This is a genomic window from Flagellimonas hymeniacidonis, assembly GCF_008040165.1.
Classification (GTDB): domain Bacteria; phylum Bacteroidota; class Bacteroidia; order Flavobacteriales; family Flavobacteriaceae; genus Flagellimonas; species Flagellimonas hymeniacidonis.
This window is the reverse complement of the sequence record NZ_VRUR01000001.1, coordinates 1,146,929-1,164,209: the sequence shown is the minus strand read 5'-3', so window position 1 is coordinate 1,164,209 and position 17,281 is coordinate 1,146,929. Positions and strand designations below refer to the sequence as shown.

The 17,281-nt window shown below is 37.2% G+C and carries 20 protein-coding genes; 19 read left to right on the top strand and 1 reads right to left on the bottom strand.

The window, feature by feature from the left end:
* Nucleotides 1–25: 25 nt before the first annotated feature.
* The 6 genes from FVB32_RS05190 to FVB32_RS05165 all read left to right on the top strand — a co-directional run bounded on the left by FVB32_RS05190 (nt 26) and on the right by FVB32_RS05165 (nt 7,724).
* Nucleotides 26–892 carry an MBL fold metallo-hydrolase gene (locus tag FVB32_RS05190; protein WP_147741842.1) on the top strand — a complete coding sequence of 289 codons (867 nt, stop codon included), beginning with the start codon at nt 26–28 and terminating at the stop codon, nt 890–892.
* Between the two features lie 27 nt (nt 893–919).
* Nucleotides 920–2,572: a S8 family peptidase gene (locus tag FVB32_RS05185; RefSeq protein ID WP_147741840.1), complete on the top strand. Its 1,653-nt coding sequence runs from the start codon at nt 920–922 to the stop codon at nt 2,570–2,572.
* 1 nt (nt 2,573) lies between these two features.
* Complete coding sequence (locus FVB32_RS05180) at nt 2,574–4,430, top strand: M1 family metallopeptidase (protein WP_147741838.1); 1,857 nt, start codon at nt 2,574–2,576, stop codon at nt 4,428–4,430.
* Between the two features lie 90 nt (nt 4,431–4,520).
* A complete protein-coding gene (rnpA, locus tag FVB32_RS05175; RefSeq protein WP_147741836.1) occupies nt 4,521–4,916 on the top strand; it encodes a ribonuclease P protein component in 396 nt (131 codons plus the stop codon).
* A complete protein-coding gene (locus FVB32_RS05170; protein ID WP_147741834.1) occupies nt 4,900–6,525 on the top strand; it encodes a S41 family peptidase in 1,626 nt (541 codons plus the stop codon). Before rnpA ends, FVB32_RS05170 begins: the two co-directional genes overlap by 17 nt.
* A 2-nt stretch (nt 6,526–6,527) precedes the next feature.
* Nucleotides 6,528–7,724 carry a hypothetical protein gene (locus tag FVB32_RS05165; RefSeq protein WP_147741832.1) on the top strand — a complete coding sequence of 399 codons (1,197 nt, stop codon included), beginning with the start codon at nt 6,528–6,530 and terminating at the stop codon, nt 7,722–7,724.
* 16 nt (nt 7,725–7,740) lie between these two features.
* On the opposite strand, the gene FVB32_RS17700 is transcribed toward FVB32_RS05165, so the two are convergent.
* Nucleotides 7,741–7,905 (bottom strand): hypothetical protein, encoded by a 165-nt coding sequence (locus FVB32_RS17700; protein ID WP_187269506.1) that lies wholly within the window; start codon nt 7,903–7,905, stop codon nt 7,741–7,743.
* A 320-nt stretch (nt 7,906–8,225) separates the two neighbouring features.
* On the opposite strand from FVB32_RS17700, the gene FVB32_RS05160 reads away from it, so the two are divergent.
* The 13 genes from FVB32_RS05160 (at nt 8,226) to FVB32_RS05100 (ending at nt 17,245) form a co-directional block, all read left to right on the top strand.
* Nucleotides 8,226–8,543 (top strand): hypothetical protein, encoded by a 318-nt coding sequence (locus FVB32_RS05160; RefSeq protein ID WP_222707947.1) that lies wholly within the window; start codon nt 8,226–8,228, stop codon nt 8,541–8,543.
* Between the two features lie 158 nt (nt 8,544–8,701).
* On the top strand, nt 8,702–9,220 hold the full coding sequence (locus tag FVB32_RS05155; protein ID WP_147741828.1) for a hypothetical protein: 519 nt from the start codon (nt 8,702–8,704) through the stop codon (nt 9,218–9,220).
* 145 nt (nt 9,221–9,365) lie between these two features.
* On the top strand, nt 9,366–9,842 hold the full coding sequence (locus FVB32_RS05150; protein WP_147741826.1) for a hypothetical protein: 477 nt from the start codon (nt 9,366–9,368) through the stop codon (nt 9,840–9,842).
* Nucleotides 9,843–9,937: 95 nt separating this feature from the next.
* A complete protein-coding gene (locus FVB32_RS05145) occupies nt 9,938–10,714 on the top strand; it encodes a hypothetical protein (protein WP_147741824.1) in 777 nt (258 codons plus the stop codon).
* 174 nt (nt 10,715–10,888) lie between these two features.
* On the top strand, nt 10,889–11,320 hold the full coding sequence (locus FVB32_RS05140; RefSeq protein WP_147741822.1) for a hypothetical protein: 432 nt from the start codon (nt 10,889–10,891) through the stop codon (nt 11,318–11,320).
* A gap of 250 nt (nt 11,321–11,570) precedes the next feature.
* On the top strand, nt 11,571–12,521 hold the full coding sequence (locus FVB32_RS05135) for a nitrilase family protein (protein ID WP_147741820.1): 951 nt from the start codon (nt 11,571–11,573) through the stop codon (nt 12,519–12,521).
* Entirely contained in the window at nt 12,491–13,006 is a 516-nt protein-coding gene (locus FVB32_RS05130; RefSeq protein ID WP_246139830.1) for a GNAT family N-acetyltransferase, read from the top strand. Before FVB32_RS05135 ends, FVB32_RS05130 begins: the two co-directional genes overlap by 31 nt.
* A 159-nt stretch (nt 13,007–13,165) precedes the next feature.
* Nucleotides 13,166–13,627, top strand: a complete 462-nt coding sequence (locus tag FVB32_RS05125; protein WP_147741818.1) for a RidA family protein — start codon at nt 13,166–13,168, stop codon at nt 13,625–13,627.
* A gap of 97 nt (nt 13,628–13,724) precedes the next feature.
* Nucleotides 13,725–14,219 carry a YybH family protein gene (locus FVB32_RS05120; RefSeq protein ID WP_187269505.1) on the top strand — a complete coding sequence of 165 codons (495 nt, stop codon included), beginning with the start codon at nt 13,725–13,727 and terminating at the stop codon, nt 14,217–14,219.
* 245 nt (nt 14,220–14,464) lie between these two features.
* Nucleotides 14,465–14,917 carry a nuclear transport factor 2 family protein gene (locus tag FVB32_RS05115; protein WP_147741814.1) on the top strand — a complete coding sequence of 151 codons (453 nt, stop codon included), beginning with the start codon at nt 14,465–14,467 and terminating at the stop codon, nt 14,915–14,917.
* 216 nt (nt 14,918–15,133) lie between these two features.
* Nucleotides 15,134–15,586, top strand: coding sequence for a nuclear transport factor 2 family protein (locus tag FVB32_RS05110; RefSeq protein WP_147741812.1), 453 nt, complete (start codon nt 15,134–15,136; stop codon nt 15,584–15,586).
* A 188-nt stretch (nt 15,587–15,774) separates the two neighbouring features.
* Nucleotides 15,775–16,347 carry a sugar O-acetyltransferase gene (locus FVB32_RS05105; protein ID WP_147741810.1) on the top strand — a complete coding sequence of 191 codons (573 nt, stop codon included), beginning with the start codon at nt 15,775–15,777 and terminating at the stop codon, nt 16,345–16,347.
* Nucleotides 16,348–16,510: 163 nt separating this feature from the next.
* A complete protein-coding gene (locus tag FVB32_RS05100; protein WP_147741808.1) occupies nt 16,511–17,245 on the top strand; it encodes a CPBP family intramembrane glutamic endopeptidase in 735 nt (244 codons plus the stop codon).
* Nucleotides 17,246–17,281: the final 36 nt, after the last annotated feature.

Below are 17,281 nucleotides of genomic sequence, written 5' to 3'. Positions count from 1 at the left end.
TTTTGCACGCCATTTACTTTTCTGAATGACTATTTATCCTATTGAGACTGGAAATTTTAAGCTAGACGGTGGCGCTATGTTTGGGGTGGTTCCAAAGTCTATTTGGAGTAAAACCAATCCTGCCGATTCCAATAATATGATTGACCTTGCCGCTAGATGCCTTCTTATTGAAGATGGGGACAAGCTTATTTTGGTTGATACGGGCCTCGGAAACAAACAATCAGAAAAGTTCTTTAGTTATTATTATCGTTGGGGCAATCATTCTTTGGATAACGCTCTAAGCGCGTTTGGGTTCCACCGAGATGATATCACCGATGTTTTTATGACGCATCTTCATTTTGATCATTGTGGAGGTAGTATCCAGTGGAATACTGACAAAACAGGATATGAGCCAGCCTTTAAAAATGCTCGTTTTTGGACCAACAAGAATCATTGGGAATGGGCCACAAATCCAAACGCTCGGGAAAAAGCATCCTTTTTAAAGGAAAACCTAATCCCAATGCAAGAAAGTGGTCAACTCCATTTTGTGGAAAGAGGCAGTGCGTCTTTCATGGAAAGATCAGAATTAGGATTTGGTATTCTTTTTGCAGATGGACATACAGAAAAGCAAATGCTACCTTACATTAACTACAAAGGAAAAACAATTGTCTTTGTTGCCGATTTAGTTCCAACTGTAGGGCATATTCCTGTGCCTTATGTAATGGGGTACGATACTAGGCCTCTTTTAACGTTGGATGAAAAGGCTAAATTTTTAAATACCGTTGCAGAAAACGACTTTTTGTTGTTTTTTGAACACGATGCACATAATCAGTTGTGCACCTTAAAGCAAACAGAAAAAGGTGTACGCTTGAACGAATTGTTTTCTTTCAATGAAATATTCGATCCTCAATAAAGTTTTACATTCAATAAAATACTATATATGAATCGCACATACGCCAAACTATCTTTTGTATTTCTTTCCACCTCGTTATTTTTAATGGGCTGTAGCTCAACCACCTCTTTGGTGTCTACTCCAGTGGAAAATATAGACACCGTTCCACTTAAGGTTTCTGAACTCACTGAGGCACAGAAAAAAGTCTGGGGTCATGCTGATCTCATCACAGATACCATTCCGGGAATGAGTGTTGATAAAGCCTACAAAGAAATCATTAAAAACAAGAGTGGGAAAACGGTAATTGTTGCAGTGGTTGATTCTGGGATGGATATTGAACATGAAGACTTGGTTGATGTGCTTTGGACCAACAAAGGCGAAAAACCAAATAATGGAAAAGATGATGATGGCAATGGATATATAGATGATATACACGGATATAACTTTTTAGGAGAAGCGTACAATGAACAGTTGGAATATGTGCGGATGCTTCGTTTAAATGTTGGGGATGCCTCGGCAAGAGCAAAAGCACGATTAAAGCTGGATGAAGCATATCCAAAAGCGCTACAAAACAAACAGCAATATGAGCAGATTTTTCAAGTAGTAAAAAATGCTGACGAGACCATAAAAAAGAAGCTGGGCAAAGACTCCTACACCAAAAAAGAATTGTTGGCCATTGATGCCAAAACTGAGGAAATGCAACAAACTGTTGCGGTCTTAACACAGATGTTTACTTACGGAGAAGACATTTCAAGTGTTATGGAAGAGCTTTCCGAAGGCATTACTTATTTTACAGATCAAGTAAATTACAACCTAAACAAAGATTTTAATGGAAGAACTCCAGTAGGTGATAATCCATATGATTTAAACGACAAATCTTATGGAAATGGAAACCCAAAAAATCGAGTTGATACCGAAAGCCATGGTACCCATGTAGCGGGAATTATTGCCGCAGAAAGAAACAATGGAAAGGGTGTTAATGGAGTGGCCAAAAATGTAAAATTAATGAGTGTACGTGCTGTGCCAAATGGCGATGAATACGACAAGGATATCGCTATGGCCATTAGATATGCGGTTGATAATGGCGCAAAAATCATCAATTGTAGCTTTGGAAAATCTTTTTCACCAAATGCGCAATGGGTGTATGATGCGATTCAATATGCCGCATCAAGAGATGTCCTCATTGTGCATGCAGCTGGAAATGACGGTGATGACCTGGACAATCCTGAAAACCCCAATTATCCCAACGACCACAGCTATAATGGCTCAGAATTTGCGAATAATGTAATTACTGTTGGTGCTTTAACAAGCAGTTACGGTTCTAAAATGGTAGCAGGTTTTTCAAATTACGGAAAGCAAAATGTTGATGTTTTTGCTCCTGGTGATGCCATCTATTCCACCTTGCCCAATAATTCTTATGACTTTATGGGTGGTACATCCATGGCCGCTCCTGCAGTTGCCGGTGTCGCCGCATTGATTAGATCATATTACCCTCAATTATCTGCTTCGCAAGTAAAGCAAATCTTAATTCAATCAGGATTACGTTCAAAGGCCTCCGTCATTGTATCTGGGGATCCTTCAAATGCAACAACCTTCAATCAAATTTCAAAATCAGGTAAAATGGTCAATGCTTACAATGCCCTTCTTTTAGCAGGAAACATTTCAAAAGGCAAAATGACCTTAAACAATAACACAAAATAACATGAGAACCTTATTGTCTTTCATTTTTACTGTTCTTACTGGAGTTTCTTTCCTCTTCGGTCAAAATAACACCTCATACTGGCAGCAGCATGTAGATTATACGATGGAGGTTGATATGGATGTGGAAACATTTCAATACACGGGAACCCAAAAACTGGTCTATACCAACAACTCACCAGACGTGTTGAAAAGAGTGTATTATCATCTTTATTTTAATGCTTTTCAACCAGGTAGCGAAATGGATGTTCGTCTACAAAATGTTAAAGACCCAGATGGTAGAATGATGGAAAATGAAAAAAGCAGAATTTCATTGCTATCCGAAACCGAAATGGGATATCTTCATGTGCAAACCTTGACTCAAGATGGCAAGCCAGTTTCTTTTGCGGAAGAAGGAACCATTTTGGTAGTGGATTTAGCCGAACCTATTCCTTCTGGAGCAAAGACTACGCTAAACATGGAGTTTAAGGGACAAGTTCCTTTGCAAATAAGACGTTCCGGTAGAAACAACAGCGAAGGTGTTGCTCTATCTATGAGCCAGTGGTATCCAAAACTTTCGGAATATGACTTTGAAGGATGGCACCCAAATCCGTACATCGCCAGAGAATTTCATGGTGTTTGGGGTGATTTTGATGTAAAACTTACCATAGACAAGAAATACACTGTAGGAGGTTCTGGATATTTACAAAATCCGGAAGAAATTGGACATGGATATCAAACTCCAGGTACAACCGTAAAGACCAAAGGCAAAAAATTAACGTGGCACTTTAAAGCTCCAAACGTTCATGATTTTATGTGGGCCGCTGATCCCGATTACATTCATGATGTTTTAAAAATGGAGGGGGGCCCTACGCTACATTTTTATTATAAAAACGACCCAGAAATTATTGAAAATTGGAAAAAATTGCAGCCTAAAACAGAAGATGCCATGCGTTTCTTTAGCAAAAATATAGGCCAATATCCCTACGATCAGTATTCTGTGGTGCAAGGAGGAGATGGTGGAATGGAATACGCCATGAGTACCTTAATAACCGGAAAAAGGAACTTTGGCAGTCTTGTTGGGGTCATGGTCCATGAAATGGCGCATTCATGGTTTCAGCATATTTTGGCCACAAACGAATCAAAATATGAGTGGATGGATGAAGGGTTTACCTCCTTTATCAGCAGTTTATGCATGAACGAAATTATGGAGCAAGGCAAGGAGAATCCTTTTGAAGGCTCATACAAGGGGTACTATGCTTTGGTAAATTCTGGTCTAGAGCTCCCTCAAACGGCCCATGCTGATCGCTACTCCACCAATTTTGCTTATGGGATTGCAGCGTATAGCAAAGGGTCTATTTTTCTTTCCCAACTGGGTTATGTCATCGGACAAGACAAGTTGATGGAAACCATCGGAAAATACTATGAAGACTTTAAGTTTAAGCATCCAGTGCCCAATGATATTAAAAGAACTGCCGAAAAAGTATCTGGAATGGAGTTGGATTGGTACTTGACCGATTGGACCCAAACCACAAACACCATTGACTATGGCATAAAGACTGTTGAATCGGAAAATGGAAAAACCACGGTGGTACTGGAACGAATTGGCGAAATGCCCATGCCACTGGACATTTTGGTGGTCAATTCGGATGGCACACAAGAAACTTTTTATGTTCCCCTGCGCATGATGCGGGGGGAGAAAGATAATCCATATCCCAATTTAAAAAGGACCGTTTTAGATGATTGGGCATGGGCCCATCCAACCTATGGTTTTGTTATTGATCGCCCTTTAGAAGAAATTAAGGCAATTATGATTGATCCGTCCCAACTTATGGCGGATGTTAATGGTGAGAACAATATTCATCAAAAATTGCTGGATTAAACCCTGACTGCCCAGAGTTTAATTCTTAATATCTTTACCTGTATCTTGGAAAAGTAAAATTTTCCTGTCTCCCTATGGGCCAGCTTTAATATGACTTTAAATAAATTCACTTTCCAAAAAAGAGAAAAACTCAAAAGCAAAAGGGTTTTCGAACAACTTTTTGTTGAAGGAAAGAGTATTAAGGCATTTCCTGTAAAGCTGTTATATACCCAGGTAAGCTTTGATGATGGGGAACGCATTAAAGTAGGTGTTGTTGCGCCAAAGAAAAAATTTAAAAGCGCTGTTAAGCGCAACCGTATTAAGCGCTTACTTAGAGAGGCTTACAGACAAAACAAGCAAGAAGCTTTTAACAAGATAGAGGGAAACTTTGCGTTTCTATTTTTATATCTTGGTAATAAGATGCCCGAGTATGATGAAGTAAATAGGGCCATTCAACAACTTTTGTCCGCATTTATAAAAAAAGAATGCCATGAAAAAATTGATTAACAAAAAGATTCTAATTCCTATTGTAGCCGTTGCTTTTTTAATAGTAGGAAGTGGTTTTAAAAGTGATTTTTTTGAAATTGCAAAGCAAATAGAAATTTTCACTACACTTTTCAAAGAGCTCAACATGAATTATGTTGACGAAACCAATCCTGCAGAATTAATGGACTCCGCCATTAAGAATATGCTGGATGAGCTTGACCCCTATACCCGTTTTTTAAACGAACAAGATGTAGAAGCCTATAAAATCAATAATGCAGGAGAATATTCAGGAATAGGAGCCTTGGTGCGTTCTTATGAAAGCAAGCTGGTGATTGTGGAGCCTTATAAAGATTACCCCGCGGATAAAGCTGGACTAAAAGCTGGTGATGAAATCATTAAAATTGGGGACATAAAGGTGTCAGACTTTGATGATAATGCCAGTGAATTGCTCAAGGGGTCAAACAATACCAGCGTAAATATCACTTTTGTAAGGCAAGGTGAAACAAAAACAGCAACGATCAATCGTGAAGGTGTAGATGTGGATGCGGTCCCTTTTTATGATATGATCGATGATAAGACGGGTTATATCGTTCTTTCAAAATTCAATAGAAAAGCATCAAGCCAGACCAAAGCTGCCATGCAAGATTTAAAAGGAAAAGGCGCGGAAAGTTTGGTTCTTGATTTACGTGGAAACCCTGGCGGCCTTCTTTCAGAAGCCATTAATATCACCAATTTATTTGTTCCAAAGGGAGAGCTGATCGTAACCACCAAATCCAAAGTCAAAAAATTTAACCAAGAATATAAGACCAAAAACCAGCCAGAAGATTTGGACATTCCCTTGGTTGTGCTCGTAAATGGCAGAAGTGCCTCTGCAAGCGAAATTGTTTCGGGCGGACTCCAAGATTTGGATCGCGCTGTTATTATGGGTGCCAGAAGCTTTGGAAAAGGCTTGGTACAACGCCCTTTAAAACTCACATACGGAACCCAGCTCAAAGTCACTATTTCAAGATATTATACTCCTTCAGGGCGTTGCATTCAGTCCTTGGATTATTGGAACAGAGACCATGAAGGCAATGCTGTGCGAAATACAAACTTTAAAGAATTTACCACAAGAAATGGGCGTAAGGTGCAAGATGGTGGAGGTGTTATGCCCGATGTGGAAATTACATCACTTAAATCAAATACCTTGATGGATGCCCTGCAACAAAACAATATTGTTTTTGATTTTGCCACGGATTTCTATTATGACCACTCCTTTGATACTGTTGATGATTTTGCTTTTTCTGAAAGCGATTTTAATACTTTCAAAACCTTTGCGCAAGCACAGGATTTTTCTTTTCAAACAGAAACCGAAGAATTGTTGGAGCAATCTATTAATGCCGATGACCATTTGTTGGGGCCAGATGTCCAAAACAAATACAAGGACTTATTGCTTGCGGTAAACAAGGGCAAAATTTTAGCTTTGGATACCTTTAAAAAAGAAATAACAAAAAATCTTGAAGATGAAATTATCAAGCGCTATTTCTACCGTGAAGGATTGTATCAATATTACTTGAAACATGATGATGCCATTCTTGCGGCAACAGCACTATTGAAAGACCGTAAAAAGTATACCAGTCTATTAAAATAACCATGCGTTCTCTCCTTTTGAGTTTTGCTTTTTTTTGTGGTGTTATATTTTTTGTGCCTGCACAAGAAACCTTAGAAAAAGGTATTGTGCACGATTCTTTAACCGTATCGGGAACCAACAACGAAACCTTTGCTCTTTACCTTCCAAAATCGTATCAGGAAAATACGCTTAGCTCTATCATTTTTATCTTTGAGCCAGCCGCAAGGGGGTCTATTGGCATTCAACCTTTTATAAGTGCTTCTGAAAAGTATGGCCATATTTTAGTATGTTCCAATGATTCTAGAAATGGCCCTTATGAACGCAATTTTGATATTGCCAACAATCTTTTCAATCATATTTTTTCACAGTTTATTATTAAAGAAGATGAAATGTATCTATCCGGATTTTCAGGTGGATCTAGATTGGCAAGTGCCATAGCTTCTTTAACCAACAAATTTGCCGGGGTAGTAGGCTGTGGAGCAGGGTTCTCTTATTTGCAGGAACAAATGCCGGCCGCACAACATTACGCCTATGTTGGTCTTTGTGGCACTAAAGACATGAACTACAAAGAAATGTTGGAAAATAAGGGTTATTTAAAACTCATAAAATTCAATAGCACACTTATCACTTATGATGGCAATCACAGTTGGCCACCGAAAAAACAGGTTTTACGGGCCTTTGATTGGTTGCATCTTCAGAAACTAAAAAAGAACGGTCTGGCTAAAGACGAAGCCATTCTCGAGCAATATCAATCCGAATACAATCAGATTCAAAAATTCAAAGACAGCCTGGACTTCTTATTTGCTGCGGAAGAATATGAACGGCTTATCAAATCCTATGCTGGTTTTTATGAAACTGATAGTCTGGCAAAGCAGTTACAGCAACTTAAGGCTTCCAAGCCCTTTAAAAAACAAACTGCCTCTTTGACCAACGCGCTTAAACTGGAAAAAAAACTTTCAAGCAAATTGATCGCACAAATGTCTTCAGACTTTGAAAATCCTGAAAAAACGAACTTTTCTTGGTGGGAAAATGAATTGAGAAAAGTTAATGCGCTAGCGGAAAAACAGGATAAAGAAATTAATAAGATGGTTTATAGAATAAAGTTTGACCTTTTTGCTCGAGCTTATTCCAGAAAAAATAGTCTACTCTATTCCAATAATAAGGACCAAGTGAAGCTTATAGATCAGTTTCTGGATATCATTTATCCTAAAAAAGAGTAGTGTTTCTTTCGTATGATTATTGATGCCGAGTGGATTGTTTTTCTCTTGCTTCCACCAGTTGTTTGTCGCTTAATAGATATTCACCAATAAATGCCTTTAAAAGCCCTAAATAGGTTTTAATGGTATTACTGCTATACCGTTTAAGTTCCAATATGGTTTTTAATCTGAGTAGGTATTCCATTAGGATAAGATTTTAGGTAGGTGTAAAATAACCATATTTTGGTGCGTTATCATTACCTCAAGGAAAAAGTATTGGATAACCACTATTTTACTTTGGATATTATTACCTTTTAGGGTAGGTTTATATATCCTAACGTTGTAGTGCATTTTCAATTTAATCAAAGACTCATGAGACCAATTTTTCTTCTTTTAGGAACTCTCCTTTTAATTGGTTGTAAAGAACAAAGCGCCGAGTCCTCTACAGTTCATCTAAAAAAGGAAATTTCAGAAATGTACCATCGTCATATCAAAGATTTGAAAAATCTTAATCACACTAAACTCATGACGCATTATCTTGATGTTGATGACCATATTTTATTCGGTGATGGCCAATATTGGGGAAATTATCAAACCGTTAATGATATCTGGAAAAATTTTATAGGAGACACTCAAGAAATTTTGGTGTGGAATCTGTCAAACGAGCATATCAATTTACTTTCAAATAACTCGGCATCCTACATAACGGAATACTATAATCAACGGATCAATAACAAAGGAGACACCATAAAAGTGCGTGGAAGTGTCGGATACGGATTGATAAAAGTCAAAAGCGAATGGCGGATTGTAACAACAAATGTCTCTCACTTTGAGGTGGACTAAAAACGCACTACAACAAGGGCTATAATTCAGCTTTCCATTGGACAAACCAAAAACCTTAACTTTAAAAAACGGCTGGATTCCGAACTTGGAAAATCCTAACGGATTTGCCAAGCCGAAATCATAGCCGAGACCTTTACCTGCAAGCTCAACAAAACGAAATGAAGAACTTAATCTGGACATTTATCTTATCATTCTTTTTCGTGCAAATCGGAATTGCTTGCGATTGTGGATTTAAAAATTTAGAGGACCTCCAAAAACAAGAAATAGAGAATTCGGAATGTATTTTCATTGGAGAAATTATCGAAGTTAATAATGACCTGACTTATAAAATAAAAGTTGTGGAATCATTGGACGGAGGAGACTTACAAGAAAATATTTATATCGGAAAAAATTGGAAATCTTGCCAACCTTATGTTGAAGGAAAAGGAACTTGGCTAGTTTATGGAGGAATGGAAAACGGATTTTTGAAAATGAATATTTGTGGGTTAAGTAGAGCTTTTGACAAACCTGTTGCCCCACCATCAAAATCTGAAAACGGAATAATTGAGTCTACAAAACAAATGACAGAGGAAGAACTCTATGCCCAATTCTGGAAAGAACAAAGAATAGACTTAGCAAATGAAATTGCTGTATTAAGAAGGAGACGGGACGGAAAACTAAAAAAAGCCAGCAGGTAACATTGTGTATAGCTCATTGCGGTCGGAATTTCCATAAGGAAATTCCAGTCTGATTAGCTAACTTAGGGCTACGGCGGAAAAGTCCGTTGGACATTTTCCGCAACGAAGCCATACACTAACCGTTAGGCTTAATTAAAATCAACATATGGGTTACTTCACAAGAGTATTTTGTGCAACCAAAAATAAACCGACGGTTCAAAGTATTTTGGACTTTGTAATCGCAAATGGAATAAGTGTAAGTTCTAATCTAAATGGAGCGGAGTTACTAACTGAAAACTGGAATCATTTTGAATTAATTTATGATAAAAATAGATTGCCGCTTTTAGTTGAACTAAATGGACTTGAAAATTCTGACGGACTTGCGGAAGAGGAATTAGAAGAGTTTTTGGAGTTTGTCGGTAAACCACGTTTCTATGAACTTAAAAAGAAAAAGGTGGCTGAACACTTAAAAAAGACCGAATATATAATTTGTGTTCAATTGCCAACAAATGATATAGTGGACAAAGGTTATGACGCAAATGGAGAACTTATGCAGTTCTTTGAAAAAAACTTTTCTGGAATGATTCAAGCCGACAGAGAAGGATTTTACGATGGTCCTAAATTGTTACTGGAACTGGAATAAATAACTAAGCCTAACAACACCTATAGCAAATAGGGCATAAAGCGCTAAATTTAGTGGTTTGGGTTTGTTTACTAAGTCCGCCAAATCTTTTGGATTTGGCAATTAAAAAAGAAAAGATAATTACAAAACAAAAAGCTCTGGCTCGCAGACCAGACGGAAACGAAAAGTTTCCTTGCCTCAGCACTACGCTTAGCCGAACCGTTGTGGTGCATACAAAAAAAATGAGAACTGACTTTAAAATATTGTCTTTTATAATTCTGACTTCAGTAATCTTCGGATGTCATACTACGGAGCAGAAACCGAAAAAAATTGTTGAACAGAATTTTGGTCTTTTTCAAAACGAAAGTGAAAGTGTTGCGGTGGAATTAAAACTGACTGAATATACGGAATGGAAAAGTTTACTCGAAAGAACTGAAGAAATCGCTTGTAATGATAGTATTCCAAAAATAACTTTTGAGAATGACAGTATTATAAAAAGAGTTTATTTGAGAAATCCTTGTTGGGATAATTTTGGATGCATTTTAATAAAGCAGAGAAACACAATTCAAATACATAACGATACAATTAGTAAAGCTGATAGGTTTTATTATCCTTTAGATAGCTTGGCTTCAGTTTTAAAAAAAGACTTTAATAACAATGGTAAAATACCATCTTGGAGTCGAAATCCGGAAAAGCTATTGATATTTTTATCCTATGATGATGAAAAGATTTCATTATTCCCAAAAACGTTGTATAAAGTTGTAAACGAATATGAAAAACTGACTGACAGCGTGGTTTTAAAAATATGGCTGAATGAGAAAATGGATATTCCGCCACCACCACCGCCACCAAAGGAACCTGTGGGAATTGAATTAATTGAGAATGAAAAATAAGTACGACACCACAACAATGTATAACCGCAATTACGGCGGATTCGACTACGTCCGAATCCACTCGGAATTGCTAAAGCCTGTGCCAAACCGAAAATTAACGCATATAAACCCGTAACTGACGGTTATACAAGACCGTTGTGTGCAATTTAAAAATTCTAACCAAAAACTAACTTAATGGGAATATTTGGAAATTTATTTGGGAGTAAAAAACTCAAAACAACGGATTCGGATTTTGGGGAAATCGAGAGTTTTAGCATAAGGGGTAATGATGTTGGTTGGCAAATAAATCGAAAATTTTTGGACTCAAATATTGAGATTTTAATTGCTGGAAACAAGGACGGAATATCTGGAACGCAAAAACAAATTCTTTTGAATGCGTTAAATAATGAACAAGAAATAAAAGCTGAATCGAAAAAAGCACTTAAAGAGCAATTTGACAATGCTGAAATGGAATTCATATCAATTGAAAAACATTTTGAACTAAAAGGAATATCTGTACGTGATGAGGGATTTGAAATGGCGTTTCAGGAAAAAGAAGGTCAAAACTACTTTTTCAATGTTCATTTTGAGAATAATAAGCAGGTCGGAGTATCAATTGACGGGTAAGCAGAACACAATAAAACTGCACACAACAAAGCCTAAACGTAATGCGGACTTTAGGGCTTAAAGCCAAGGTCTGTGTATATTTATAAAGTCGCTAAATCTTATGGATTTAGCTTTGGACAAAAAAAGAAAAAGCAAAACCAAAAGCTTTAGCTTCGTGCTAAGACAGAAACGAAAAGTTTCCTTGCCCCCGCACTACGCTTAGCCCAACCGTTGTGCACAAGCAATCAAATAATTCAACATTAATCAAAACATGAACGTATCAGTAGCTCAATTTCAGCCGAAAGACGGTGATAAAAAATATAATTTATCGATAATCCGAAAGCTTGCAGAAAAAGCAAAATCTAGTGGAGCAGACTTGATCAGTTTTCACGAAATGTCTATTACCGCCTACACTTTTACAAAGGATTTAAGCTTAGAACAAATAACGGAGTTGGCTGAAGAAGTTCCAAACGGAAAAAGTACGCAGGAATTAATCGGAATTTCCAAAGAACTAGATATTCCCATTTTGGCGGGTTTAGTGGAAAAATCAGAAGGCAAAATATACAATACTTATATCTGTGTTACTGCGGAAGGTGTCGTCGCAAAGTATCGGAAGATACATCCATTTATCAATAAACATATGTCTGCTGGTAACGAGTATTGCGTATTTGACCTACTCGGTTGGAAATGCGGAATTTTGATTTGCTATGACAACAACGTGATAGAAAACGTGCGGGCAACGAGCCTTTTAGGGGCGCAAATAATCTTTGCACCCCATGTTACAGGTTGTACGCCATCCGCAATGCCGCATCGGGATTACGTAGCTGACAAACATTGGCAGAATCGTGAAAACGACCCTGTTTCATTACGGATGGAATTTGATGGACCAAAAGGTAGGCGTTGGTTGATGCGTTGGCTACCTGCAAGGGCTTACGACAATGGCGTTTATTATGTTTTTACGAACCCGATTGGCTATGATGGCGAACATCTAAAAAATGGAAATTCGATGATAATCGACCCCTACGGAGAAGTCTTATCTGAAATAAAATCCTTTGAAGACGAAATTACGATTTCAAAAATCACGAAAGAAAAAATTAAGCTCTCTGGTGGTTGGAGATATAAAAATGCTCGTAGACCCGAACTGTACAAGGACATAATTGGCGAAAATCATAAATCGGACACAACGCCAGTATGGATGAAGAAGCAAACAGCCAAAGATTGAATATTAGAAAAGCAACAGAAACTGATATTGATAAAGTTTGGGAAATATTCTCAAAAGTTATTGAAACAGGAGATACTTATGTATTCAATCCGAATACACCGAAAAAGGACTTGAAAAAGCATTGGTTCGCAGATTATATGGAAACCTATGTGATAGAAGAAAATGGACAAATACTCGGAACATATATCATTAAGCCCAATCAAATTGATTTAGGAAACCATATTGCAAATTGCAGTTATATGGTAAATCCCAACACACAAGGAAGAGGGATTGGGAAAAAACTTTGTGAACACTCCCTTAAAATAGCAAAGGAAAATAGCTTTGAAGGAATTCAATTCAATATCGTGGTAAGTACTAATAAAGGAGCTGTAGGATTATGGAAAAAATACGGATTTGAAATAATTGGAACAACACCAAAAGGATTTAGACACTCTCAATTAGGATTCGTGGATACTTATATTATGTATAAAGATTTGAATAAATAATAAAAACTACCTAAAACAACGTGTACAATTAATTGCTGGGGTCTGTGTTACTCGGAAAATCCTTCGGATTTTCCCAAGGCTCGGCTTCCTTTTGTTAAATTAGTTGCGCGAGACTCACAACTAACCATACACCAACCGTTATGAGTAATTAAAAAGACAATGACACCTACAGAGAACTTAGACAAACACGGATATAAACTGCCTAATGTATCAACACCTGGTGGAAGCTATGTTTCAGTAAATATTCGAGAGAGTATCGCCTATATAGCAATCCAGTTTCCAATCTACAATGAAAAATATCTCTATCAAGGACGTTTAGGAGATGACCTTAATACTGACGATGGTTTTAAAGCCATGGAACTTTGTGCTTTGAATGTTTTAGCTCAAGTTGACAAAAAGGTTGGATTTGAGAGGGTTATTGGATTAAATCACATTGACGCTTACTTCCAGTCAGGCGAAAACTGGGATGATTCACCGCAAGTCGTGAACGGGGCATCTGACTTATTTGTTAAAGTCTTAGAAAAAAGGGGAGAGCATTCAAGAGCCATTTTCGGAGTAGAGAAGCTTCCTCGAAATTTTAGTGTTGGTTTAACAGCATCCTTCACAATAGAAATAGAATAAAAAAATACTCAAAACAAGGGGTATAGTGCTTAACCTCCGGAATGCGCACCATACACCAACCGTTAGGAAAAATTATTTAAACATGAACAATAGCAAAATGAGTAAACTAACATTGGGGATAATCTTATTCCTTGTTGCACTTGGTTGTAATCAAAACCCAAAAGAAAGGTCGGATGCTGAAGGAAGTGATATTGAGTCCAAAATTAGACAGGTACATGCGGACTACGTTGAAGGATGGAAAAATATGGATGAGAGCAAGGTAATGGATTTGTTGGAAGAAGACGCTCAAATTCAACCCAACAGATTCAATCCTGTAATTGGTAAAGAAAATATAAGGGCGTTTTGGTTCCCCAGAGACAGTTCCAAAACCATTATCAACAAATTCACTACAGAAATAATTAGCCTAACGGTCTTGGATACAATAGCTGTAACAACCCATAGTTCTATTTTAGATTGGGACTATAAAAAAGATTCAACAAATTTCGGAATGTACCAGAAAGGCTTTAATACAACCATATACCGAAAACAGATAGATGAATCATGGAAGATATGGAGGTCCATGTGGACAGATCTTTATGTAAAGAATAGATAGTTGTGATCATCTTGGAAGAAAACAAGTGAGAACACTGTATAGTGCCTTCCCCTTCGGATATGCACCGTGGCGATCATGTTGTACTTGATGTTAAAAAAATTGGAAAGCTATAAACAGATAAATAAATTTAATGGAACTTGGTTAATGATTAAAGATGCGGATACTTATTGCTATCCAGAATTCATCGCGTTAGAAAACGGCCAAGTTATTTACTTTGAAGTGACTGTAAACTAAAAAATATGGAAATGAAAAAACTAATTATAGGATTTGTTTTAACCTTCCTGAGTGTGAACTTGTCCTTCTCACAAGAATCTAAAACGGAAAAGGAAATTATTACGCTTTCAAAGAACAAGTGGACCTGGATGGCCGACAAAAATGTAGACAAACTAGCGCTGCTTTTTGATGACAAGTCAAAATTCGTTCATATGAGTGGAACCTGGAAAAAGGAAAGAGAACTTGAAATTATTGAGACTGGAAGTATTTGGTATAAAAATGCTGATATCCATGATGTAGCAGTTGAATTTTTTGACGATACTGCCATCCTTTGGAACCGTATTACCTTGGTGGCACATGTTAGAGGAAACGACGTGTCCAATGAGTTTACCGTAACCGAAATCTATAAAAAAGGGCCAGATGGTTGGAAATTGTTAGACTTGACTTTTAGTAAGGTAAGGGACACCCATGAAATTAAACATTAGTTGATGGGTTAGGGTAAAGAAAATTTCCTAAAGGTCGCTCTGTGCCTCTCAAATAATATTATATTTAATAATAGGCCCTCATAATCATTGTTCGGTACTGTTTACTAACATCGGCTATGGCGAATTGGCTTTTTGGCTCCAGTAGCTCCTGCAGACAAAAGCGGGCAACGTCGCAGGAACGGGAAGCCTTTAACATCAACATTTTAATCATCAATTATGAAACAATCATTCACCCTTGCAACCTCATTATTTTTCCTTCTAACTTTTTATGTTCACGGACAAACCCGACAGGACACTTTAGACATTAAACAGGTCGCGTTGGATTATATCGAATCTCAACATAACGTAAAACCCGAACAGTTTGAACTATCCGCTCACCCTAGAATGGTTAAAAGAACTTTTTGGACCAATAAAAAAACTGGAAAAGAATACTTGCGGGAAACCTTTACAGATGCCATGATTCTTCTTGCGGAAACCTATAACCAAGACGGGGACAAATTCCCTGAAAACCCCAAAAAAGAAGTCGTCATCCTTGATGTTTTTGACAAAGTAGCTTCAGTAAAATTGATAGCAGATGATTGGATTGATTATATGCACATCGTAAAGCTGAATGGGAAATGGCAACTAGTGAATGTATTATGGCAATTCAATGATTCTAAAGATCACTAAAAAACACCCTCGGTTATTCAAACCATATCTGTATATGGCGCCCCTCTTGAATCATTTTCAATTGAGGCGAACAGCCCATAAGTACCACTGCAAGTTCATCAAAAATAATGTAATTTCAATACCAAATAATTAGCAACGCTGTTCACTATAGTTGCAGGGCTATTATATTTATCTAAAATAAACCGATTGTGACTGAAAAGGGAAAAATGCTCAATGGAGATTTCTATAATTCCAGAGATCCAGAACTACTGGAAATGTACCACAAGGCGAGAAAATTATTGAAAGTTTATAATGGTCTCAATTCAGAGTTAACTAGTGAACGTGAAAATCTTTTAACAGAATTATTTTCTTTTAAGGGTTCTGGGGTATGGATTGAAACACCCTTTTTTTGTGATTATGGGGACAATATTTCCATTGGAGATAATACTTTCATCAATACAAATTGTATGTTCTTGGATAACAACAAAATAAACATTGGAAAAAATGGGTTGATAGCCCCTTACGTTCAAATTTACACTGCAATACATCCTTTAAAGGCTTCTGATAGGATTGTTACAACCGAACATGGCACTCGATACCTTACATCGACGAAACCTGTAAGTATTGGGGATGATGTCTGGATTGGAGGGAATGCTGTTATTTTCCCTGGTGTAACCATAGGAAACAATGTGACCATTGGAGCAGGAAGTGTTGTGACCAAGGATATTCCTGATGATATGTTGGCATTTGGAAATCCTTGTGAGATAAAGAGAAGGTTATAGAAACTTTGATAACCTTGTTCGCAAGTCATAGTCGTTAAACACTGTAGTATAGTACTAAATAATTAAAATGCATTCCAAAACCATGGCTATTATCCATTATGGTTTGCCTATAAAATAATACCAACACGAATAGAAGTCAGTCAAGATAGATTATGCCTTATTGATGAATAAGAGAAATCATACAACTACAAAACCCATCGCTTTTTTTGAGACTATTTTGGTATGTGCTATGTATATAGCGCTTTCAAACATAGCAGTTGCTAAAGATATTTTTGGAGCTTCAAAATGGTTCCACGGTTTTTCTGAGGTTGAATCAACTATAGCGGGAGGTTTTACAACTGGCGCTATTACCCAAATTATCTTGGTCATTGCATTAATTTCAATTCCGTATTTTTCTGATGTTCGCAAGTCAATATCCTCTTTGCTTCTGCCTGCACCAACTCGAGGTTGGAAAATAGCTTTAACCATACTTTTATTTGAGGTAATTGTTCTTTATTTAGGATGGATAAAAGAATTTGACAAGCTTTTTGATACTAGCGCTTTTGGTCTTTCCATGTCTTTTGTTCCTTCTTTTGATGGCATATCACAGGAAATCATATTCCGTGGATATGTAATTTTAAGACTGGCCAGATCTGGCTTTTCCAAAACGTCGCAAATTCTTGTTTCAGGAATGCTATTTGCTGCAATTCACATCAACTATGCTACAGGGCCAAGCCACAATTTAATTACGATGATAGGAGCCACTCTAGCTCCTTTGGCCGGAACGTTTGGTCTGGGTGCAGCTTGGGCTTTTGCTTTTCAACAAAGTGATTATAAATTAATGCCCGTTATGGTGTCCCATATATTGGTAATCATCTTCGTTCAACCGTGGTTGGCGTATATTTATGCCATTGCTTAAGAAATCCACTGCTGGCTATTATTTAAAAACATTATA